The following is a 15,858-nucleotide window of genomic DNA, read 5'->3' on the forward strand; positions in this document are numbered from 1 at the left end:
AGGGAAACGTTTATGCGCAAGCCATTCTCACAACTCAACTCACAGCTCAAACAGCGGCTAAACGCCCTGCTGTGCGCCCTGCCACTGCTGGCCAGCGGCCCGCTGTTGGCGGCCAACCCAGACGATAACTGGCAACGGACCCTTGAGGAGGCGAAGGGACAGACCGTCTACTTCAACGCCTGGGGCGGCAGCCCGGAGATCAACGCCTATCTGGTGTGGGCCGGGCAGGAGCTGGCACGCGACTATCAGGTCAAGCTGGTGCAGGTGAAGGTGGATGACATCGCCCAGAGCGTCAACCAGTTGCTGGCCAACAAGCAGGCGGGCAAGCAAGCTGGCGGGCCCATCGACCTGCTCTGGGTCAACGGCGAGAACTTCAAGGCGCTCAAGGAGCAGGGGCTGCTCGGCGCTCCCTTTACCACCGAGCTACCCAACATGGCGCTGGTAGACAGCACCCTGCCGGTGAGTGAGGACTTCACCCTGCCGGTGGAAGGGCTGGAAGCCCCTTGGGGCATCGGCCAGCTCAATCTGATGGTCGATACCGAAGAGGTCGCCAGAGCGCCCACCTCGGCTGCAGCCCTGCTGGCGTGGGCCAAGGCCCATCCAGGTCGCTTCACCTATCCCAAGCCGCCCCAGTTCCATGGCTCCAGTTTTCTCAAGCAGATCCTGCTGGAATTGACGCCAAACCCCGCCCCCCTCTATCGGGAGGCGACCGAGAGCGACTTTGCCAACGTGACCGCCCCGCTCTGGGCCTGGCTCGATGAGCTGCATCCGGCACTCTGGCGCAAGGGCAAACTGTTCCCCAGCAGCGCCGCCGAAACCCGCCAGCTGCTCGATGATGGCGAGCTGGCGATGGCCATCAGCTTCAACCCGCAGGAGGCGCAGAGCGCCACCCAGATTGGCGCCCTGCCCCCCAGCGTCGAAGCGATTGCCATGGAGAAAGGGGCGCTCACCAACAGCCATTTTCTCGCCATTCCCTTCAATGCCAGCGCCCGTGCGGGAGCTAAAGTGGTGGCCAACTTTCTGTTAAGCCCGGCGGCGCAGGCGCGCAAGGCCAATCCAGCCTTCTGGGGTGATCCCAGCGTGCTACGGGCCGATGCCCTGCCTGACTCCGCCAAAGAGCAACCGGCACTGCGCTTCAAAGCGGTGGCCGAGCCTCACCCCAGCTGGCAGCTCAAGCTGGAAGCGGCCTGGGCCGAGCGTTACGGTCACTGATGAGTGCCGCTGGTCACCCGCTTTCCCGCTCCCGACCGTGGCGCCGGTTGACACGCCCCCCCAGTATGAGTACGGGGATGGCGGTCATTTATCTGGCGCTCTTCGTCATCCCATTGCTGGCGGGGCTGTGGCAACTGCTGGCGGAAGGGATGACCGCCTCTCATCTCGCCTTGCTGCTGGCCCAGCTAGGCCTGTGGCACTCCGCTGCGCTGAGCCTGTGGATTGGCGCCGCCTCCACCCTCGGCAGCCTGCTGATGACCGCCTTGCTGCTGGCCCACAGCGACAGCCGGGCTTTCGGGCTGCTCCGCCGCCTGCTCTCGCCCATGCTGGCTATGCCCCACGTCGCCTTTGCCATCGGCTTTGCCTTTTTGCTCGCCCCCTCCGGCTGGCTGCTGCGGCTCGTCTCGCCAGCTCTGACGGGTTTTGATCTCCCCCCGACTGGCAGACCATTCGTGACCCTTGGGGGCTCGGGCTGATTGCACTGCTCGTTTTCAAGGAGACCCCCTTTCTGCTACTGATGGCGATGGCCGCACAGCAACCCATCCAGCTGGCACGCCAGCAGTGGCTGGGGGCAAGCCTTGGCTTCAGCGCCCCCCAGACCTGGTGGCGCCTGCTGCTGCCCGCCCTCTGGCCTGCCCTGCGCCTGCCCATCTATGCGGTGGCGGCATATGGTGTGGCGGTGGTGGATCTCGCCCAGCTGCTCGGGCCCGATGCCCCCGCCCCACTGGCGGTGCGGTTGTGGCTCTGGTATCAGGACCCGGATCTGCTCTGGCGTGGCGCCACCGCCAGCGGCGCCCTGCTGCTGCTCGCCATCACGGCGCTGCTCATTGCCATGCTCAGATTACTGGAGTGGCTTCATCAAGAGGTGGGCAAAGGCTACTGGCTCGATGGCAAACGGGCGGCGCCCCACTTCTTTGCCAACCGGCTCGCAGCGGGCTTTGCCTTCACCCTGATCACCCTCAATCTGGCGGTGCTGGCGGCCCTGCTGCTCTGGTCGCTGGCGCGCCGCTGGCCCTTTCCCGCACTCTGGCCCAGTCAGTGGAGCAGTCACTACTGGCTGGATCTGCTGCCAACCCTGCTGCCGCTGCTGGCAACCAGCGCACTGTTGGCACTGGCGAGCGGCTTGCTGGCACTGGGAATGGCGGTATGCAGTCTGGAGGCACAAGCCGGCCGCCGCCCCTGGCCACTCTGGCTTATCTGCCTGCCGCTGTTGCTGCCGCAGGCAAGCCTGCTGTTTGGCATCCGGCTCGGGGTGGACTGGCTTGCACATGACGCGATAAGCAGCGGTATTGGCTGGGGCTGGGTGCTCTGGAGCCAGCTGCTGTTTGTCTTTCCCTATGTCTATTTGTGCCTGCACGGCCCCTATCGCAAGTTCGATCAGCGGATCACCCAGAGCGCCCTGCTGCTGGGGGCTACGCCATGGCGAGCCTGGTGGCAGGTGAAAGCGCCGCTGCTGGCGCGCCCGCTGCTGTTTGCCTTCAGCGTCGGGGCGGCGGTGAGTTTGGCCCAATACCTGCCGACCCTGCTGTTTGGGGCTGGCAGAGTGGTCACCATCACCACCGAAGCGGTGGCCATCGGCAGCGGCCTCAACCGGCGACTGGCGGGGCTATACGGCCTGCTGCAACTGCTGCTGCCGCTCGTTATCTATCTGCTGGCGCTCTGGCTGCCGGCGCGGATCAATCCGGCGCTCAAGGGGGGCGGCTCACGATGAACTCTGATGATGGAAACAGCCATATGCTGAGCACCACGCCTCTTCGACTTTACCTTGATGAAAATCCACTGCTCTCGCTCCCTGCCCTGCAGGTGGCCCCCGGCGAGGTATTGACCCTGATGGGGCCGAGCGGCTGTGGTAAAAGCTCCCTGCTGGCAGGGCTGGCAGGAGTACTGCCCGGCGCGCTGACAGGAAATGGCCCGATCCGGCTGGAGGGAGAGATAAGGCTCGGCGAGCGGCCACTCAACACCTTGCCTGCGCAAGCACGGCGCATCGGCATGCTGTTTCAGGATGACCTGCTGTTCGACCATCTAACGGTGGCGGAGAATCTGATGTTCGGCATGCCAGCGACCATCAAGGGAAAACGCACACGGCGGGAAAAGGCACTGGCCGCATTGGCACAGGTCGCGCTGGCGGATCAGGCTGACAAGCTGCCGCAGCTGCTGTCAGGGGGTCAGCGGGCGCGGGTCAGCCTGCTGCGGGCACTGTTGGCCGAACCCGACGCCCTGCTACTGGACGAGCCCTTCTCCCGCCTCGACAAGCCGCTGCGGGCCGCCTTTCGCGAACTGGTGTTCGCGCAGATCAAGGCGCTGGCCATCCCTGCCATCCTGGTGACCCACGATGCGGAAGACGCGCCGGGCACCATACTCAACCTCACCGAATGCCACTGTTAACCGAGGAGTGTTCACCTTGTTTGATCGCCATCTGATCCCCGTGATCCGCAGCCCCCTCACCCAGCTTGCCAAACCGCTCTGCCGTGCCGGGATCAGTGCCAATCAGGTGAGCCTCACCGGCTTTGCCATCGGCATGCTGGCGTTGCCGCTGCTGGCCTTTGGCTGTTATTCATGGGCGCTTGTGGCCATCCTGCTCAACCGGCTGCTGGACGGGCTCGACGGCGCTGTGGCACGGGAAACCGGCATCACCGACTGCGGCGGCTTTCTCGACATCACGCTGGATTTTATCTTCTACGCCGCCGTGGTGCTGGGCTTTGCCCTCGCCGCCCCCGCCAATGCGCTGCCCGCCGCCACCCTGCTGTTTGCCTTTATGGGCACCGGCTCGAGCTTTCTGGCGTTTGCCATCATGGCGGGCAAACGGGGCATCGACAATCCGGTCTACCACCACAAATCCCTCTACTATCTGGGTGGCCTCACCGAGGGGAGCGAGACCATCGCCCTCTTTGTGCTGATGTGCCTGTGGCCAGCCGCCTTCGCCCCGCTCGCCTACGGCTTTGCCCTGCTCTGCGCCATCACCACCCTGACCCGGCTCTGGAGCGGTTACCACACCCTGCGTCCCCCCCAGCCATAAACAGCACAGCCCTCACCGGAGGGCTAATCCATCGCACGATGAATTGGCGGCAAACAAGGCACACGGAACACTTGCACGGGGATGACAATGTTTTACCATGACGGCACTTTTATCAGTCTCTTTGAGAACCCTATGCGTCGCCTTGCCTCTCTTCTCACTCTGTCATTATTCCCCCTGCTCGGTGGCTGCAGCAGCGCCCCAGCGCCAAAACCCGTGGTCGTCCCCCAGCCCAAGAGCGCCTTTATCAATCAGGCGACATCGAGCAAACCCGTTTATACACAAGGGGTTAGCAAGGGGGACTTCGCCAATCGCCCCAACGTGGACAGATTTGTCCAGAAAATGGTCGAGAAGCACGGTTTTGACAACGCCCAGCTGCATCAGGTGCTGGCACAGGCAGAGCGTTACGACTGGATCATCCGCCTGATGGATGCCCAGGCGCCGACTACAGCCAAGCCCACCGGCCCGACCGGCGCCTGGAACCGCTATCGCGCCAAGTTCATCACCCCGGACAACGTACAGAACGGCGTCAACTTCTGGCGTGAATACGCAAGCGAGCTGAACCGGGCGGAGCAGATCTACGGGGTGCCGCCGGAGATCATCGTCGGCATTATCGGGGTCGAGACCCGCTGGGGCCGGGTGATGGGCAAGACCCGCATTCTGGATGCATTGGCCACCCTGGCATTTGATTATCCGCGCCGCGCCGAGTTCTTCACGAGCGAATTGGAAGCCTTCCTGGTGATGACCCGCGATGAGGGGATGGATCCCACCGACCCCAAGGGCTCCTATGCGGGCGCCATGGGCTACGGCCAGTTTATGCCCTCCAGCTTCCAGCGCTATGCGGTGGACTTTGATGGCAACGGCCACACCAACCTGTGGGATCCGGTGGATGCCATCGGCAGCGTCGCCAACTACTTCAAGGCCCACGGCTGGGAGAAAGGTCAACCGGTTGCAGTGCGCGGTCAGGGCCAACTGCCCGGCTATGAGCATGGCTTCCAGACCCGCTACCCGGTGGCCTCCCTGCGCCGGGCAGGGCTCACCCCCACCAGCAGTCTGGGCAACCACAGCGAGTCGAGCCTGCTGCGCCTCGATGTCGGCACCGGCTACCAATACTGGTACGGTCTGCCCAACTTCTACACCATCACCCGCTACAACCACAGCACCCACTACGCCATGGCGGTGTGGCAGCTGGGTCTGGCGGTGAAAGAGGCCAAAGGCGGTTACTGAATCATTTGCTTATAAACGCGAGGCAGGCCTGTCCAGGCCCGCCTCGTCTGCACTCCACACGGCGCCTACTGGCACCGTGTCGGTTTAAAGCATCCCGGCCGCGGCCAGTCTGTCCAGCTCAGCGATCAGCTGGGTCGGCTCTGCGCGTTGGGTGTAGTCCACATTGACGAAGTGGTAGCGCACCACCCGATCCTGGCCAAGGATATACGTCGCCGGGACAGGCAAAGTAAAACTGTCATCCCCGTTGCTGGCCGGAATATCGATACCAAAACGCTCATAAATTGGGCGCAGCACCTCGGGCAGCTCGAATACCAACCCCAGCAAAGCCGACACCCGGTTGCCTTCATCGCTGAGCACAGTGATCGCCAGCTCGTTGGCGGTGAGAGTGTCCTGCGCGGTTGTTGGCATCTCGGGAGTCAAACCGAGGAGGGTGACCCCCCGTTTCACAAACTCGGGCAAAGCGATATTGAGTGCCTGCATCTCGAGATTGCAATAAGGACACCAACCACCTCGATAGATGTTGAGCACCACAGGCCCCTCCGCCAGATAGTGGGAGAGCGGGCGCACCACCCCGTGCTGATCGGGCAACGCAAAGTCAGGAAACTGATCGCCAGTGACAAATGCCCCTTGTCCCAGTCCGCTCGCCCGTAGCGCTTCTGTTACCCCCTCCATCACCGCCAGTACATCACCAGGGACTTTAGTTCGCTTTATCGCATCGTACTCTTTGATTTTTTGCTCAAGTGTGGGCATCATTATCATCCTTTCTGTAGTGGTCACTACAATATCAAGCAAGCCACCAACACTGGTCAAGACATTTTTTAGTGATCACTACAGAAAGACAACGCAAGCAGGAATCGAAATGGCAAGACCGGCATCATTTGACAGAGAACAAGTTCTGGAGGTTGCCCTCAACAGCTTCTGGGAAACTGGCTTCAGCAACACTGGCATCGCCACACTCGTTGACAGAATGGGGTTGAAGCCCAGCAGCCTGTACGGCGCCTTCAGCTCTAAAGAGGGATTGTTTATCGAAGTGTTGCAGCGCTATTCAGCACAGAGTCTGGCGCAGATCGAACTGTTGTTGGCCTCGGCAGATTCTCCCCTAGCCGGTGTGCGAGCCCTGCTCGATGCTGTAGCTCGGGATGCCATAGCCAGCGAGGCACATCGTGGCTGCCTGCTGGTCAATACCCTGCTGGAAGTGGGGCGCCAAAATCCAACGATTCAAAATGAAGCCAGCATTCACTTAGCCGAAGTGGAACAGCGGGTGGCCAATAACTTGCGCCAGGCACAAGCAGCTGGAGAGTTGGCCGCCGAGCGCGATATCGACACCCTCGCGGCTTTGTTGATGACCATGGTGTGGGGAATGCGCGTGCTGGGTCGCACCCATCCACCTGCCGCCAAGGTACAGGCTGTGTTGGCCCAGATACAGGCCATGCTTTAAACCACAGACCAGCAGGCCCTCGCACAATTCGTAGCCACCACAGAAAAACAGAGGAGCCGATTTGGCTCCTCTCTTCACCTTGTCTTTAGTCCGAGGACCCGGGCGCTGACGTGATGCGCGGCTTAGACACCTGCCTTGGCCAGTGCCGCAGAGACGATCTGCTGGGCCTCTTGCTGGATGAGGTCGAGGTGCGCGTCGCCCTTGAAGCTCTCCATGTAGATCTTGTAGATAGACTCAGTGCCGGAGGGGCGCGCCGCGAACCAGCCGTTCTCGGTGACAACCTTGAGGCCGCCGATGGCGGCATCGTTGCCCGGCGCCTTGGTCAGCTTGGCGATGATGGGCTCACCCGCCAGAGTGGAGGCTTCTACCAGTGCCGGATCCAGCTTGGAGAGCACCGCTTTCTGGGCGCTGTTGGCCGGGGCGTCTATACGGCGGTAGCTGGAGCGACCAAACTTGGCTTCCAGTGCATCGTAGTGGGACTGCGGATCCTTGCCGGTCACCGCCAGAATTTCCGCCGCCAGCAGCGCCAGAATGAAACCATCCTTGTCGGTGGTCCAGACGGTGCCATCTTTGCGCAGGAAGGAGGCGCCCGCGCTCTCTTCACCACCAAAGCCAAACTCGCCGCTGTAGAGGCCATCCACGAACCACTTGAAGCCGACCGGCACCTCTTTCAGGGTGCGGCCAATCTCGCCGGCCACCCGGTCAATCATGGAAGAGGAGACCAGCGTCTTGCCAACGGCTGCATCGGCAGACCAGCCGGTGCGATGGGTAAACAGATACTGGATCGCCACCGCCAGATAGTGGTTCGGGTTCATCAGGCCGGACTTGGTGACGATACCGTGACGATCGTAGTCAGGGTCGTTGCCAAGGGCGATGTCGAACTTGTCTTTGAGGGCAATCAGGCTCGCCATGGCGAACGGGCTGGAACAGTCCATCCGGATCTTGCCGTCTTTATCCAGGGTCATGAAGGAGAAGGTCGGGTCGACCTTGTAGTTCACCACCTCGATGTTCAGACCATAGGTCTTGGCGATGACGTCCCAGTAGGCGACGCCGGAGCCGCCCAGCGGATCGACACCGATCTTGATGCCCGCGTTCTTGATGGCGTCCATGTCCAGCACGTTCTTCAGATCATCCACATAAGGGGTAACATAGTCGTGCTCGACCACGAACGGGCTCTTGAGGGCCTCGGCGAACGGCACCCGCTTCACGCCCGCCAGACCCGCTTCCAGAATGGCGTTGGCACGATCCTCGACCCACTTGGTGATCTCCCCTTCGGCGGGGCCGCCGTGGGGCGGGTTGTATTTGAAGCCACCGTCTTCCGGCGGGTTGTGAGATGGGGTGATCACCACGCCGTCGGCGCGCGCTGCAGGCTTGCTGGCCCCTTCTTTGCCAGAGTTGTAGCGCAGGATGGCATGAGAGATAACCGGAGTCGGGGTAAAGCCCATACCAGCCTGAATGCGGGTTTCGACGCCGTTGGCGGCCAGCACTTCGACGGCGCTGGCAAAGGCGGATTCGGACAGGGCGTGGGTATCCATGCCGACAAACAGCGGGCCCGTGATGCCGGCCTGCTGGCGATACTCCACCAGGGCCTGGGTCACCGCCAGAATATGGGATTCGGTAAAAGCATTGTGCAGGGCGCTGCCACGGTGGCCGGAGGTACCAAAGGCCACCCGCTGCTCGGGGCGGCTCATGTCCGGCTTGTTGAGGTAGTAGGCGCTGACCAGACGGGGAATGTTGGTCAGGTCGCTTAAACGGGCCGGCTGACCGGCGTGGGAATGCTGAGCCATGGCGTTTTCCTTGCGTAATGGCGGCCTTGCCGGGCAAGGCCTGAGTCTTGAAGAATCGTTAAATGGCGCCACACACCTGCGCAATCACCTCTTCGCCATAGCCCATGCTGGCCATCAGCTGGGCCACCATATTCTGCTTGCGGCTGGTGTTGGTGTTGGTGATTACCCAGAACGGAGTCTCCGGTACCGGCTTGGGCTTGGTGGTGCTGCCACTGGCGCGCAGAGCCTCGGGATCCTGCGAGAAATAGACGCGCTTGCGCCCCTTGATTTCGGTGGCTTGGGTAAACCCGACCGGATCGTCCCGGTAGAGGGTACTGAGCACCTGCATGAAGCGGTTGATGGACTTCTCTTCCCTTTGCAGCTCACCGGAATCGAGCAGGGCTTGCAGCCCTTGCCGGGTAGCTACCGCACTGGGCTGCGCGACGGCAACGGGCTCGGCAACCGGCACACCTTGGTGAGCAGGCTGTTCCAGCAGACGGCGCAGGATATCGGAGGCACTCTCACCAATGTGCCGGGTCTGGCTGGCGATATAGAAGTAGAGATCGTCATCAAGCTCGATGGTTTTCATAGGGATGCGCTGGACTCGTCGAAATTCGGATGCGGCGATTATACATAGGCAAACCCGACAGCCCAAGCAAGGGGCTGGCAGATGTACATGAATCTCATCGAGAATACGGCATAATAGCGGGCCAAGTGTGTGATCAGCCGCACTGATAGCCGATCCGGACAGGATTTTTTAGAAAAAAAACCACATAAAATCCCAATCCATTGGACGAAATCCTTTTCTTTCCAGTGCGTTAAATAAAACAGCGATACGCACCCACGACCGACAAGGTGTCATTTTGCAACAAAACAGCATATTGAACTTCAAGGAGCAGGGTCAGGGCCCGGCCGTTATTCTGATCCACGGCCTGTTTGGCAGCCTCGACAACCTCGGCCTGCTGGCCCGTGCCCTCTGCGAGCACTATCGGGTCATCAGCGTCGATCTGCGCAACCACGGCGCCTCCTTTCATAGCAGCGAAATGAGCTATCCGGCCCAGGCAGCCGATATCCTGGCCCTGATGGATCGGCTGGAGATTGCCGAAGCGACCCTGATTGGCCACTCGATGGGTGGCAAGGTGGCGATGCAGCTCGCCAAGCTGGCGCCAGAGCGGGTGACCAAGCTGGTGGTGGCCGACATGGCGCCGGTCGCCTATCCCCACTCCCGCCACCAGAATGTCTTTGCCGGACTCAACGCCACACTGCGCACGCCGCCGCAAAGCCGCAGTGAAGCGGAAGCCATGCTGGCGCAGCATATCGAGATCGCCGGGGTACGCCAGTTCCTGCTCAAATCGTTCGCCAGAGGCGAGCATGGCTGGGGTTGGCGCTTCAATGTGCCCGCCCTTGAGCAAAACTACGCCAACATCATGGGCTGGCCAGAGGATGAGCATCGCTTCGAGGGGCCTGTGCTCTTTATCAAGGGGGGGGATTCTGACTATATGCAGCCCCAATACAGCGAGACGGCACTGGCCCAATTCCCGGCGGCAAAGGTGCGTGTCATCGCGGGTACCGGCCACTGGCTGCATGCGGAAAAACCGGCTCTGTTCAACAAATTGGTTGTGGATTTCCTGTCGACAGGCGGTTAACAGTTTCAAATCCTTTGTGATATAGTGCGCCCGTCATAAGGAGTGTGCGCAATCCATGCTAAGTGAACATATCGACCTGATCGAAAGTTTGGGCCTCAAGTTATTCTTTGTGGCCATTTTCATATTGATTGGCCTGGCCATTCAGGACGTGCTCAAGCGCGGCAACGTGCCCCGTTTCGGTCGTTTTATCGTCTGGTTGGTACTGTTTCTGGGTTGTGCGGGTTTTGTCGCCAAGGGGCTGATCGAACTGGGCTGGGAAGGCTCAGGACTCGGCTAACTTATTTTCATCTGTGATGTATGGCCAAACAGCAAACTGATCGAACAACACTGGATCTGTTCGCAAATGAGAAGCGCCCCGGCAGGCCAAAGACCAATCCACTCCCCCGCGAGACCCAGCTCAAGATCAACAAGCGTAACCAGCTTAAGCGCGATCGGGAAAATGGGCTGAAGCGGGTAGAGTTAAAGGTGGAGGCCGAGTTGCTGGAGCGCCTGAACCAACTTGCGTTACAACAGAACATCAGCCGAGCCGAGCTGATCCAATCTATCCTGAAACAACAGATTGAGTCCGCCTTTGCGGTGGACATTGCAGTCTGAGCGTTGAGCATTAACACCAAATACGGGTAACTAAACACTATGGCAAGTGTAGGTCTGTTTTTTGGCAGCGATACCGGTAACACCGAAGCTGTCGCCAAGATGATCCAGAAAGAGCTGGGCAAAAACCTGATTGAAGTCCGTGACATCGCCAAGAGCAGCAAGGCCGACATCGAGAGCTTTGATCTGCTGATGTTCGGCATCCCGACTTGGTACTACGGCGAAGCCCAGGCCGACTGGGACGACTTCTTCCCCGATCTGGGCGAAATCGACTTCACCAACAAGCTGGTCGCCATCTTCGGTTGCGGTGATCAGGAAGACTATTCCGAGTACTTCCTCGACGCCATGGGCACCCTGCGTGACATCGTCGAAGCCAAAGGCGCCATCATCATCGGTCACTGGCCGACTGCCGGCTACGAGTTCGAAGCCTCCAAGGCACTGGTCGATGACAAGCACTTTGTCGGTCTGGGTATCGATGAAGATCGCCAGCCGGAGCTGACCGCCGAGCGCGTCAAGGGCTGGTGCAAGCAGTTGCACGAAGAGATGTGCCTGGGCGAGCTGGAGTAATCCACCTCCCCCTCATACCTCTGACAACAAGGGCCCCGACGGGGCCCTTGTTGTATCTGCTTGTTGCGATGCCTGCCTTTATTCTTCCCTGTTATTCACCTCTGTGCTCCGGTTTGGCCCGCACATAGAGGGTGCGCTTGACCTGCGCCACCAGCTCGCCGCTCTTGTCCTGTACCGTCACCTCGAATTCGGGGAAATGCTTGTTGCCACCTTCAGTCGCCGCCACGATTTCGGCCAGCTTGCCCTCGGTCAGGTTGAACTCGGCCACCAGCTTGCCCTTGCCCGGCTTGATGTAGTTGATGCTGCCCGCCTTGTCCCAGACGTAGTAGCGATTCTTGAAGTAGCCCATTAGCATCAGCGGATAGATGGGGTCAGTCATGGCAAACATGCTGCCGCCAAACTGGGTGCGGTTGGCGTTCTTGTTCCACCAGCGGGATTTCAGGGTCACCCGGCAGTAGCAAAAGTCATCGCTCAGGGTCTCTATCTTGATACCGGCGCCCCAGAAAGGGGGCCAGGCGTTGAGTGCGCGGCGCACCCAGGCCGCATTGTCAAAAAGCCAATCCATGGATCTCATCCGACCAGAATATGAAAGTTACATCTTATCAACATCTGCCATGCCAGCAAGTCGGACGACACGATTGATTATTTCAATCCAACCGGCCCTTTATGGCTAAACCCCTTGAATTGCTGGGTTTATTTTTAGGGAGGCTACGACCTATAATGACAGGCCAAGCGAGTTCAAGGTTGCCATTCCTGCGGCAGTCCATCAGAATAACCCCACCTTCGAGAATGCGAATAAGTAGAATATGGCAGACAACAACCAAGCGTTAAAAAAGGCCGGGCTCAAGATCACCTTGCCCCGGGTCAAAATCCTGGAAATCCTGCAACAGCCGGATTGCCAGCACACCAGCGCCGAAGATCTCTATAAACGACTGATCGACCTGGGTGAAGAGATTGGTCTCGCTACCGTCTATCGCGTTCTCAACCAGTTTGATGATGCCGGTATCGTTACCCGTCACCACTTCGAAGGTGGCAAGTCGGTATTCGAGCTGGCCACTCAGGAGCACCACGACCACCTGGTTTGCCTCGACTGCGGCAAGGTGATCGAGTTCTCCGACGAAGTGATCGAACAGCGTCAGCGCGAGATCGCCAAGAAATTCAATATCCGTCTCACCAACCACAGCCTCTACCTCTACGGTCACTGTGCTACCGGTGAGTGCAAGCACGACGAATAAGTCGCCCGCGACTTGCAGATAACGGACAATAAAAAAGCCAGCATCAGCTGGCTTTTTTATTGTCCGGCGCAGGCCGTGGCATCGCACAGGGCAGGGTCTCCCCTGCCCCATCGGCTTAGCCTTCTACCTTGCCCCAAGAGTCACGCAGGGCAACGGTGCGGTTGAACACCAGATGCTCCGGGCTGGAGAGCTTGTTGTCGGCGCAGAAGTAACCTTCACGCTCGAACTGGTAAGCCTGCTCCGGCTTGGCGTTCTTGAGCGAAGCCTCGACACGGGCACCCTCGATGATCACCAGGGATTCCGGGTTCAACGCGGCTTCGAAGTCATCCTCGGCGCCCGGGTTCGGTACCTTGAACAGACGGTCGTAGAGACGCACTTCCGCTGGCAGGGAGTGAGTGGCGCTGACCCAGTGGATCACCCCTTTCACCTTGCGGCCATCGGCCGGATCCTTGCCCAGGGTCTCGGGGTCGTAGGAGCAGTAGATGCAGGTGACTTTGCCATCGGCATCTTTCTCGATGCGCTCGGCCTTGATCACATAGGCATTGCGCAGACGCACTTCCTTGCCCAGCACCAGACGCTTGAACTGCTTGTTCGCCTCTTCTTTGAAGTCGGCTTCATCGATGAAGATCTCGCGGGTGAAATTCAGCTCGCGGGTACCCATCTCGGCATTGCTCGGGTGGGCCGGGGCCGTCAGCACTTCGTCGGCAGCCAGATTCTCGATGACCACTTTCACCGGATGCAGCACAGCCATGGCGCGCGGCGCATTCTCGTTGAGGTCTTCACGGATACAGGCTTCCAGCATGCTCATCTCGACGATGTTGTCCTGCTTGGTGACGCCGATGCGCTTGCAGAACTCGCGGATGGAGGCCGGGGTGTAACCACGACGACGCAGACCGGAGACGGTCAGCATGCGCGGGTCGTCCCAACCATCGACGTGCTTCTCGGTCACCAGCAGGTTCAGCTTGCGCTTGGACATGACGGTGTATTCGAGGTTCAGACGAGAGAACTCGTACTGACGGGGGTGGCAGTCGATGGTGATGTTGTCCAGCACCCAGTCGTACAGACGACGGTTGTCCTGGAACTCCAGGGTACAGATGGAGTGGGTGATCCCTTCCAGCGCGTCCGAGATGCAGTGGGTGAAGTCATACATCGGGTAGATGCACCACTTGTCACCGGTCTGGTGGTGGTGGGCAAACTTGATGCGGTAGATAACCGGATCACGCATCACCATGAAGGGGGATGCCATGTCGATCTTGGCGCGCAGGCAGGCAGTGCCTTCGGCGAACTCGCCATTCTTCATCTTGGCAAACAGCGCCAGGTTCTCTTCCACGCTGCGATCGCGGAACGGGCTGTTCTTGCCCGGCTCGGTCAGGGTGCCACGGTACTCGCGCATCTGCTCGGGCGTCAGCTCGTCCACATAGGCCAGACCCTTTTCAATCAGCTCGATGGCGTAGCCGTGCAGCTTGTCGAAATAGTCGGAGGAGTAGCAGATCTCGCCGTTCCACTGGAAGCCGAGCCACTGTACGTCCTGCTTGATGGACTCTACGTACTCGATATCTTCCTTCACCGGGTTGGTGTCATCGAAACGCAGGTTGCACTGGCCCTGATAGTCGCGGGCGATGCCGAAGTTCAGGCAGATGGATTTGGCGTGGCCGATATGGAGATAACCGTTCGGCTCGGGCGGAAAACGGGTATGCACGCTGCTGTGCTTACCGCTGGCCAGATCTTCATCAATGATCTGACGAATAAAGTTAGTTGGGCTGTTCGCCTGACTCATGGCTCACCTCAAAAAAGCGTCACTGGCGGAAGTTGTGCCGGCTGGCACCCTCATCCCCCCGCCGTCAAGCCGGGTATGATCCCTTATTACGGGCGCTGTCTCAACCTGAATTTGGCACTTCCGGGCCATTTCCCGGCCATTGCGCCGCTAAAAACGGCGTGGCTTGGCACATTGCGCCCCAAATGCATAAAAAAGGCTATGTCCCAATTACGTGTTGAATGGGGCGCCCCAGCGCCTCATGCAAACATGCTTTGATATTTACGCCTTTTCCGTAACGCTCCAGCATCCTGCGCCAACCCAGGTAGTTCTTCAGGTAGTGCGTCGCCACGCCATGGAACCGCTCCATCCACTCTTTCAACCGATGGTGATATCCGTTCACATGCTGGATGTGATACGCATCGACTACCCGTTCGCCTTGACGATTGCGCACCACCTGATGGGTTATACCCTGTTCCTTGCTGAAACAGGCATACACACCCGCCCCATCGCTACACAGCACCGCATCCGGTGACACCAACGGCTTCAACACCGCGATGACCGTCTCGGCATCTATTTTCTCCAACTGGAAATCCGCATGGTGGCCTGCACGGTCTTGTACCACCATCACCGGGATGTAATCTGGCCCGGTTCCACGAGTTCGACCTTTACCACCGCGATGACGTGGTGGACGCAGCAGTCCCCGCTGCCCCTTGAACGATTCAAGGAAAAAGCTCTCATCAACCTCAACGATGCCCTCTTCCCGGGTGGCCTGATGGGTTGCCATCGCGCGCAAGAAGCGGTGACGCCAGAGAAACGCGGTGTTTTTGCTGACCCCGCAACGCATCACTGCCTGGCGGACAGTCAGTCCTTCGATGAGGGCTTGCGCGTAGTCTTCCCAGCACTGTGCTTTACGCAATCTGGCCAAGGGCGTCTTGGTCAGAACGGTGCTGGTGCGCAGACACAGTTTGCAACGGTAGCGGCGCAGTCCCCGACTCCATCCCCAAGGCGCCAGCTGGGTGACATCAGCCTGACAATGGGGGCAGCCACTGCATGCCGGTAACTGAGTATTGAGCGAGGTAATGGTGTGGGGTGCAGTGAGCTCCTGCTGCGCAACACGGCGCTGGCGCAGGGTCAACTGGGGAAAAAGGGACAACAGGTGTTGAAAGGCTGGGGTATCCATGATGGTAGACCTCAAGGTGATGGCCTACTTCAAGATTAGCCTTTCAACACGTAATTGGGACAGAGCCATAAAAAAGCCCCGCACTGGGCGGGGCTGAAAGTGATGAAAAACACAAAACAGACAATTACACACAACAAAGGCTCACACGCACAGTCAACCTTTCCCAAACCCGATGCGCCATCGCCCTTGGGAAAGGCGGGTCTTGCGACCCACCTCATGTTAACGGT

At 59.7% G+C, this 15,858-nt stretch carries 16 protein-coding genes and 1 pseudogene; 11 read left to right on the forward strand and 6 right to left on the reverse strand.

What is annotated here, in order from left to right; genetic code table 11:
* Positions 1-12 precede the first annotated feature (12 nt).
* From ACTG2U_RS05855 to mltB, 5 genes and pseudogenes are all read left to right on the forward strand, one after another.
* Positions 13-1,212: an ABC transporter substrate-binding protein gene (locus ACTG2U_RS05855; RefSeq protein WP_439974193.1), complete on the forward strand. Its 1,200-nt coding sequence runs from the start codon at positions 13-15 to the stop codon at positions 1,210-1,212.
* Positions 1,213-1,289: 77 nt separating this feature from the next.
* A pseudogene (locus ACTG2U_RS05860) lies at positions 1,290-2,923 on the forward strand (ABC transporter permease).
* Between the two features lie 23 nt (positions 2,924-2,946).
* Positions 2,947-3,597: an ATP-binding cassette domain-containing protein gene (locus ACTG2U_RS05865; protein WP_439974194.1), complete on the forward strand. Its 651-nt coding sequence runs from the start codon at positions 2,947-2,949 to the stop codon at positions 3,595-3,597.
* Between the two features lie 16 nt (positions 3,598-3,613).
* The gene (locus ACTG2U_RS05870; RefSeq protein ID WP_042080238.1) at positions 3,614-4,228 is read left to right on the forward strand and encodes a CDP-alcohol phosphatidyltransferase family protein; all 615 of its coding nucleotides are present in this window, start codon (positions 3,614-3,616) and stop codon (positions 4,226-4,228) included.
* 132 nt (positions 4,229-4,360) lie between these two features.
* The gene (mltB, locus tag ACTG2U_RS05875; protein ID WP_439974195.1) at positions 4,361-5,452 is read left to right on the forward strand and encodes a lytic murein transglycosylase B; all 1,092 of its coding nucleotides are present in this window, start codon (positions 4,361-4,363) and stop codon (positions 5,450-5,452) included.
* 84 nt (positions 5,453-5,536) lie between these two features.
* Here mltB and ACTG2U_RS05880 read toward each other — a convergent pair whose 3' ends face one another.
* A complete protein-coding gene (locus tag ACTG2U_RS05880; protein ID WP_439974196.1) occupies positions 5,537-6,205 on the reverse strand; it encodes a peroxiredoxin-like family protein in 669 nt (222 codons plus the stop codon).
* Here ACTG2U_RS05880 and ACTG2U_RS05885 point away from each other — a divergent pair.
* Positions 6,195-6,890, forward strand: coding sequence for a TetR/AcrR family transcriptional regulator (locus tag ACTG2U_RS05885; protein WP_155397329.1), 696 nt, complete (start codon positions 6,195-6,197; stop codon positions 6,888-6,890). The two genes, ACTG2U_RS05880 and ACTG2U_RS05885, sit on opposite strands and share 11 nt — an antisense overlap.
* A 122-nt stretch (positions 6,891-7,012) precedes the next feature.
* On the opposite strand, the gene pgm is transcribed toward ACTG2U_RS05885, so the two are convergent.
* Both pgm and seqA read right to left on the reverse strand, forming a co-directional pair.
* Positions 7,013-8,677: a phosphoglucomutase (alpha-D-glucose-1,6-bisphosphate-dependent) gene (pgm, locus tag ACTG2U_RS05890; RefSeq protein ID WP_439974197.1), complete on the reverse strand. Its 1,665-nt coding sequence runs from the start codon at positions 8,675-8,677 to the stop codon at positions 7,013-7,015.
* 58 nt (positions 8,678-8,735) lie between these two features.
* On the reverse strand, positions 8,736-9,245 hold the full coding sequence (seqA, locus tag ACTG2U_RS05895; protein WP_429115733.1) for a replication initiation negative regulator SeqA: 510 nt from the start codon (positions 9,243-9,245) through the stop codon (positions 8,736-8,738).
* Between the two features lie 274 nt (positions 9,246-9,519).
* Here seqA and ACTG2U_RS05900 point away from each other — a divergent pair, with 274 nt between their 5' ends.
* The 4 genes from ACTG2U_RS05900 to fldA are packed head-to-tail and all read left to right on the forward strand — an operon-like array spanning position 9,520 to position 11,460.
* A complete protein-coding gene (locus tag ACTG2U_RS05900; RefSeq protein WP_232489875.1) occupies positions 9,520-10,302 on the forward strand; it encodes an alpha/beta fold hydrolase in 783 nt (260 codons plus the stop codon).
* A 55-nt stretch (positions 10,303-10,357) separates the two neighbouring features.
* Positions 10,358-10,579 (forward strand): DUF2788 domain-containing protein, encoded by a 222-nt coding sequence (locus ACTG2U_RS05905; protein WP_005334296.1) that lies wholly within the window; start codon positions 10,358-10,360, stop codon positions 10,577-10,579.
* Between the two features lie 20 nt (positions 10,580-10,599).
* Positions 10,600-10,896, forward strand: coding sequence for a LexA regulated protein (ybfE, locus tag ACTG2U_RS05910; RefSeq protein WP_005334297.1), 297 nt, complete (start codon positions 10,600-10,602; stop codon positions 10,894-10,896).
* A 39-nt stretch (positions 10,897-10,935) separates the two neighbouring features.
* Positions 10,936-11,460 carry a flavodoxin FldA gene (gene fldA / locus ACTG2U_RS05915; protein ID WP_005334298.1) on the forward strand — a complete coding sequence of 175 codons (525 nt, stop codon included), beginning with the start codon at positions 10,936-10,938 and terminating at the stop codon, positions 11,458-11,460.
* A 91-nt stretch (positions 11,461-11,551) separates the two neighbouring features.
* Here fldA and ACTG2U_RS05920 read toward each other — a convergent pair whose 3' ends face one another.
* Positions 11,552-12,025, reverse strand: a complete 474-nt coding sequence (locus ACTG2U_RS05920) for a DUF4442 domain-containing protein (RefSeq protein WP_439974198.1) — start codon at positions 12,023-12,025, stop codon at positions 11,552-11,554.
* A 241-nt stretch (positions 12,026-12,266) separates the two neighbouring features.
* On the opposite strand from ACTG2U_RS05920, the gene fur reads away from it, so the two are divergent.
* Positions 12,267-12,695 (forward strand): ferric iron uptake transcriptional regulator, encoded by a 429-nt coding sequence (gene fur / locus ACTG2U_RS05925; protein ID WP_005334301.1) that lies wholly within the window; start codon positions 12,267-12,269, stop codon positions 12,693-12,695.
* Between the two features lie 115 nt (positions 12,696-12,810).
* On the opposite strand, the gene glnS is transcribed toward fur, so the two are convergent.
* Together glnS and ACTG2U_RS05935 are read right to left on the reverse strand one after the other, a co-directional pair.
* Positions 12,811-14,472 (reverse strand): glutamine--tRNA ligase, encoded by a 1,662-nt coding sequence (gene glnS / locus ACTG2U_RS05930; RefSeq protein ID WP_236346530.1) that lies wholly within the window; start codon positions 14,470-14,472, stop codon positions 12,811-12,813.
* 196 nt (positions 14,473-14,668) lie between these two features.
* Positions 14,669-15,631: an IS1595 family transposase gene (locus ACTG2U_RS05935; protein WP_439974199.1), complete on the reverse strand. Its 963-nt coding sequence runs from the start codon at positions 15,629-15,631 to the stop codon at positions 14,669-14,671.
* Positions 15,632-15,858: the final 227 nt, after the last annotated feature.

This window comes from Aeromonas sp. 95A (assembly GCF_051919235.1).
GTDB lineage: Bacteria > Pseudomonadota > Gammaproteobacteria > Enterobacterales > Aeromonadaceae > Aeromonas > Aeromonas veronii.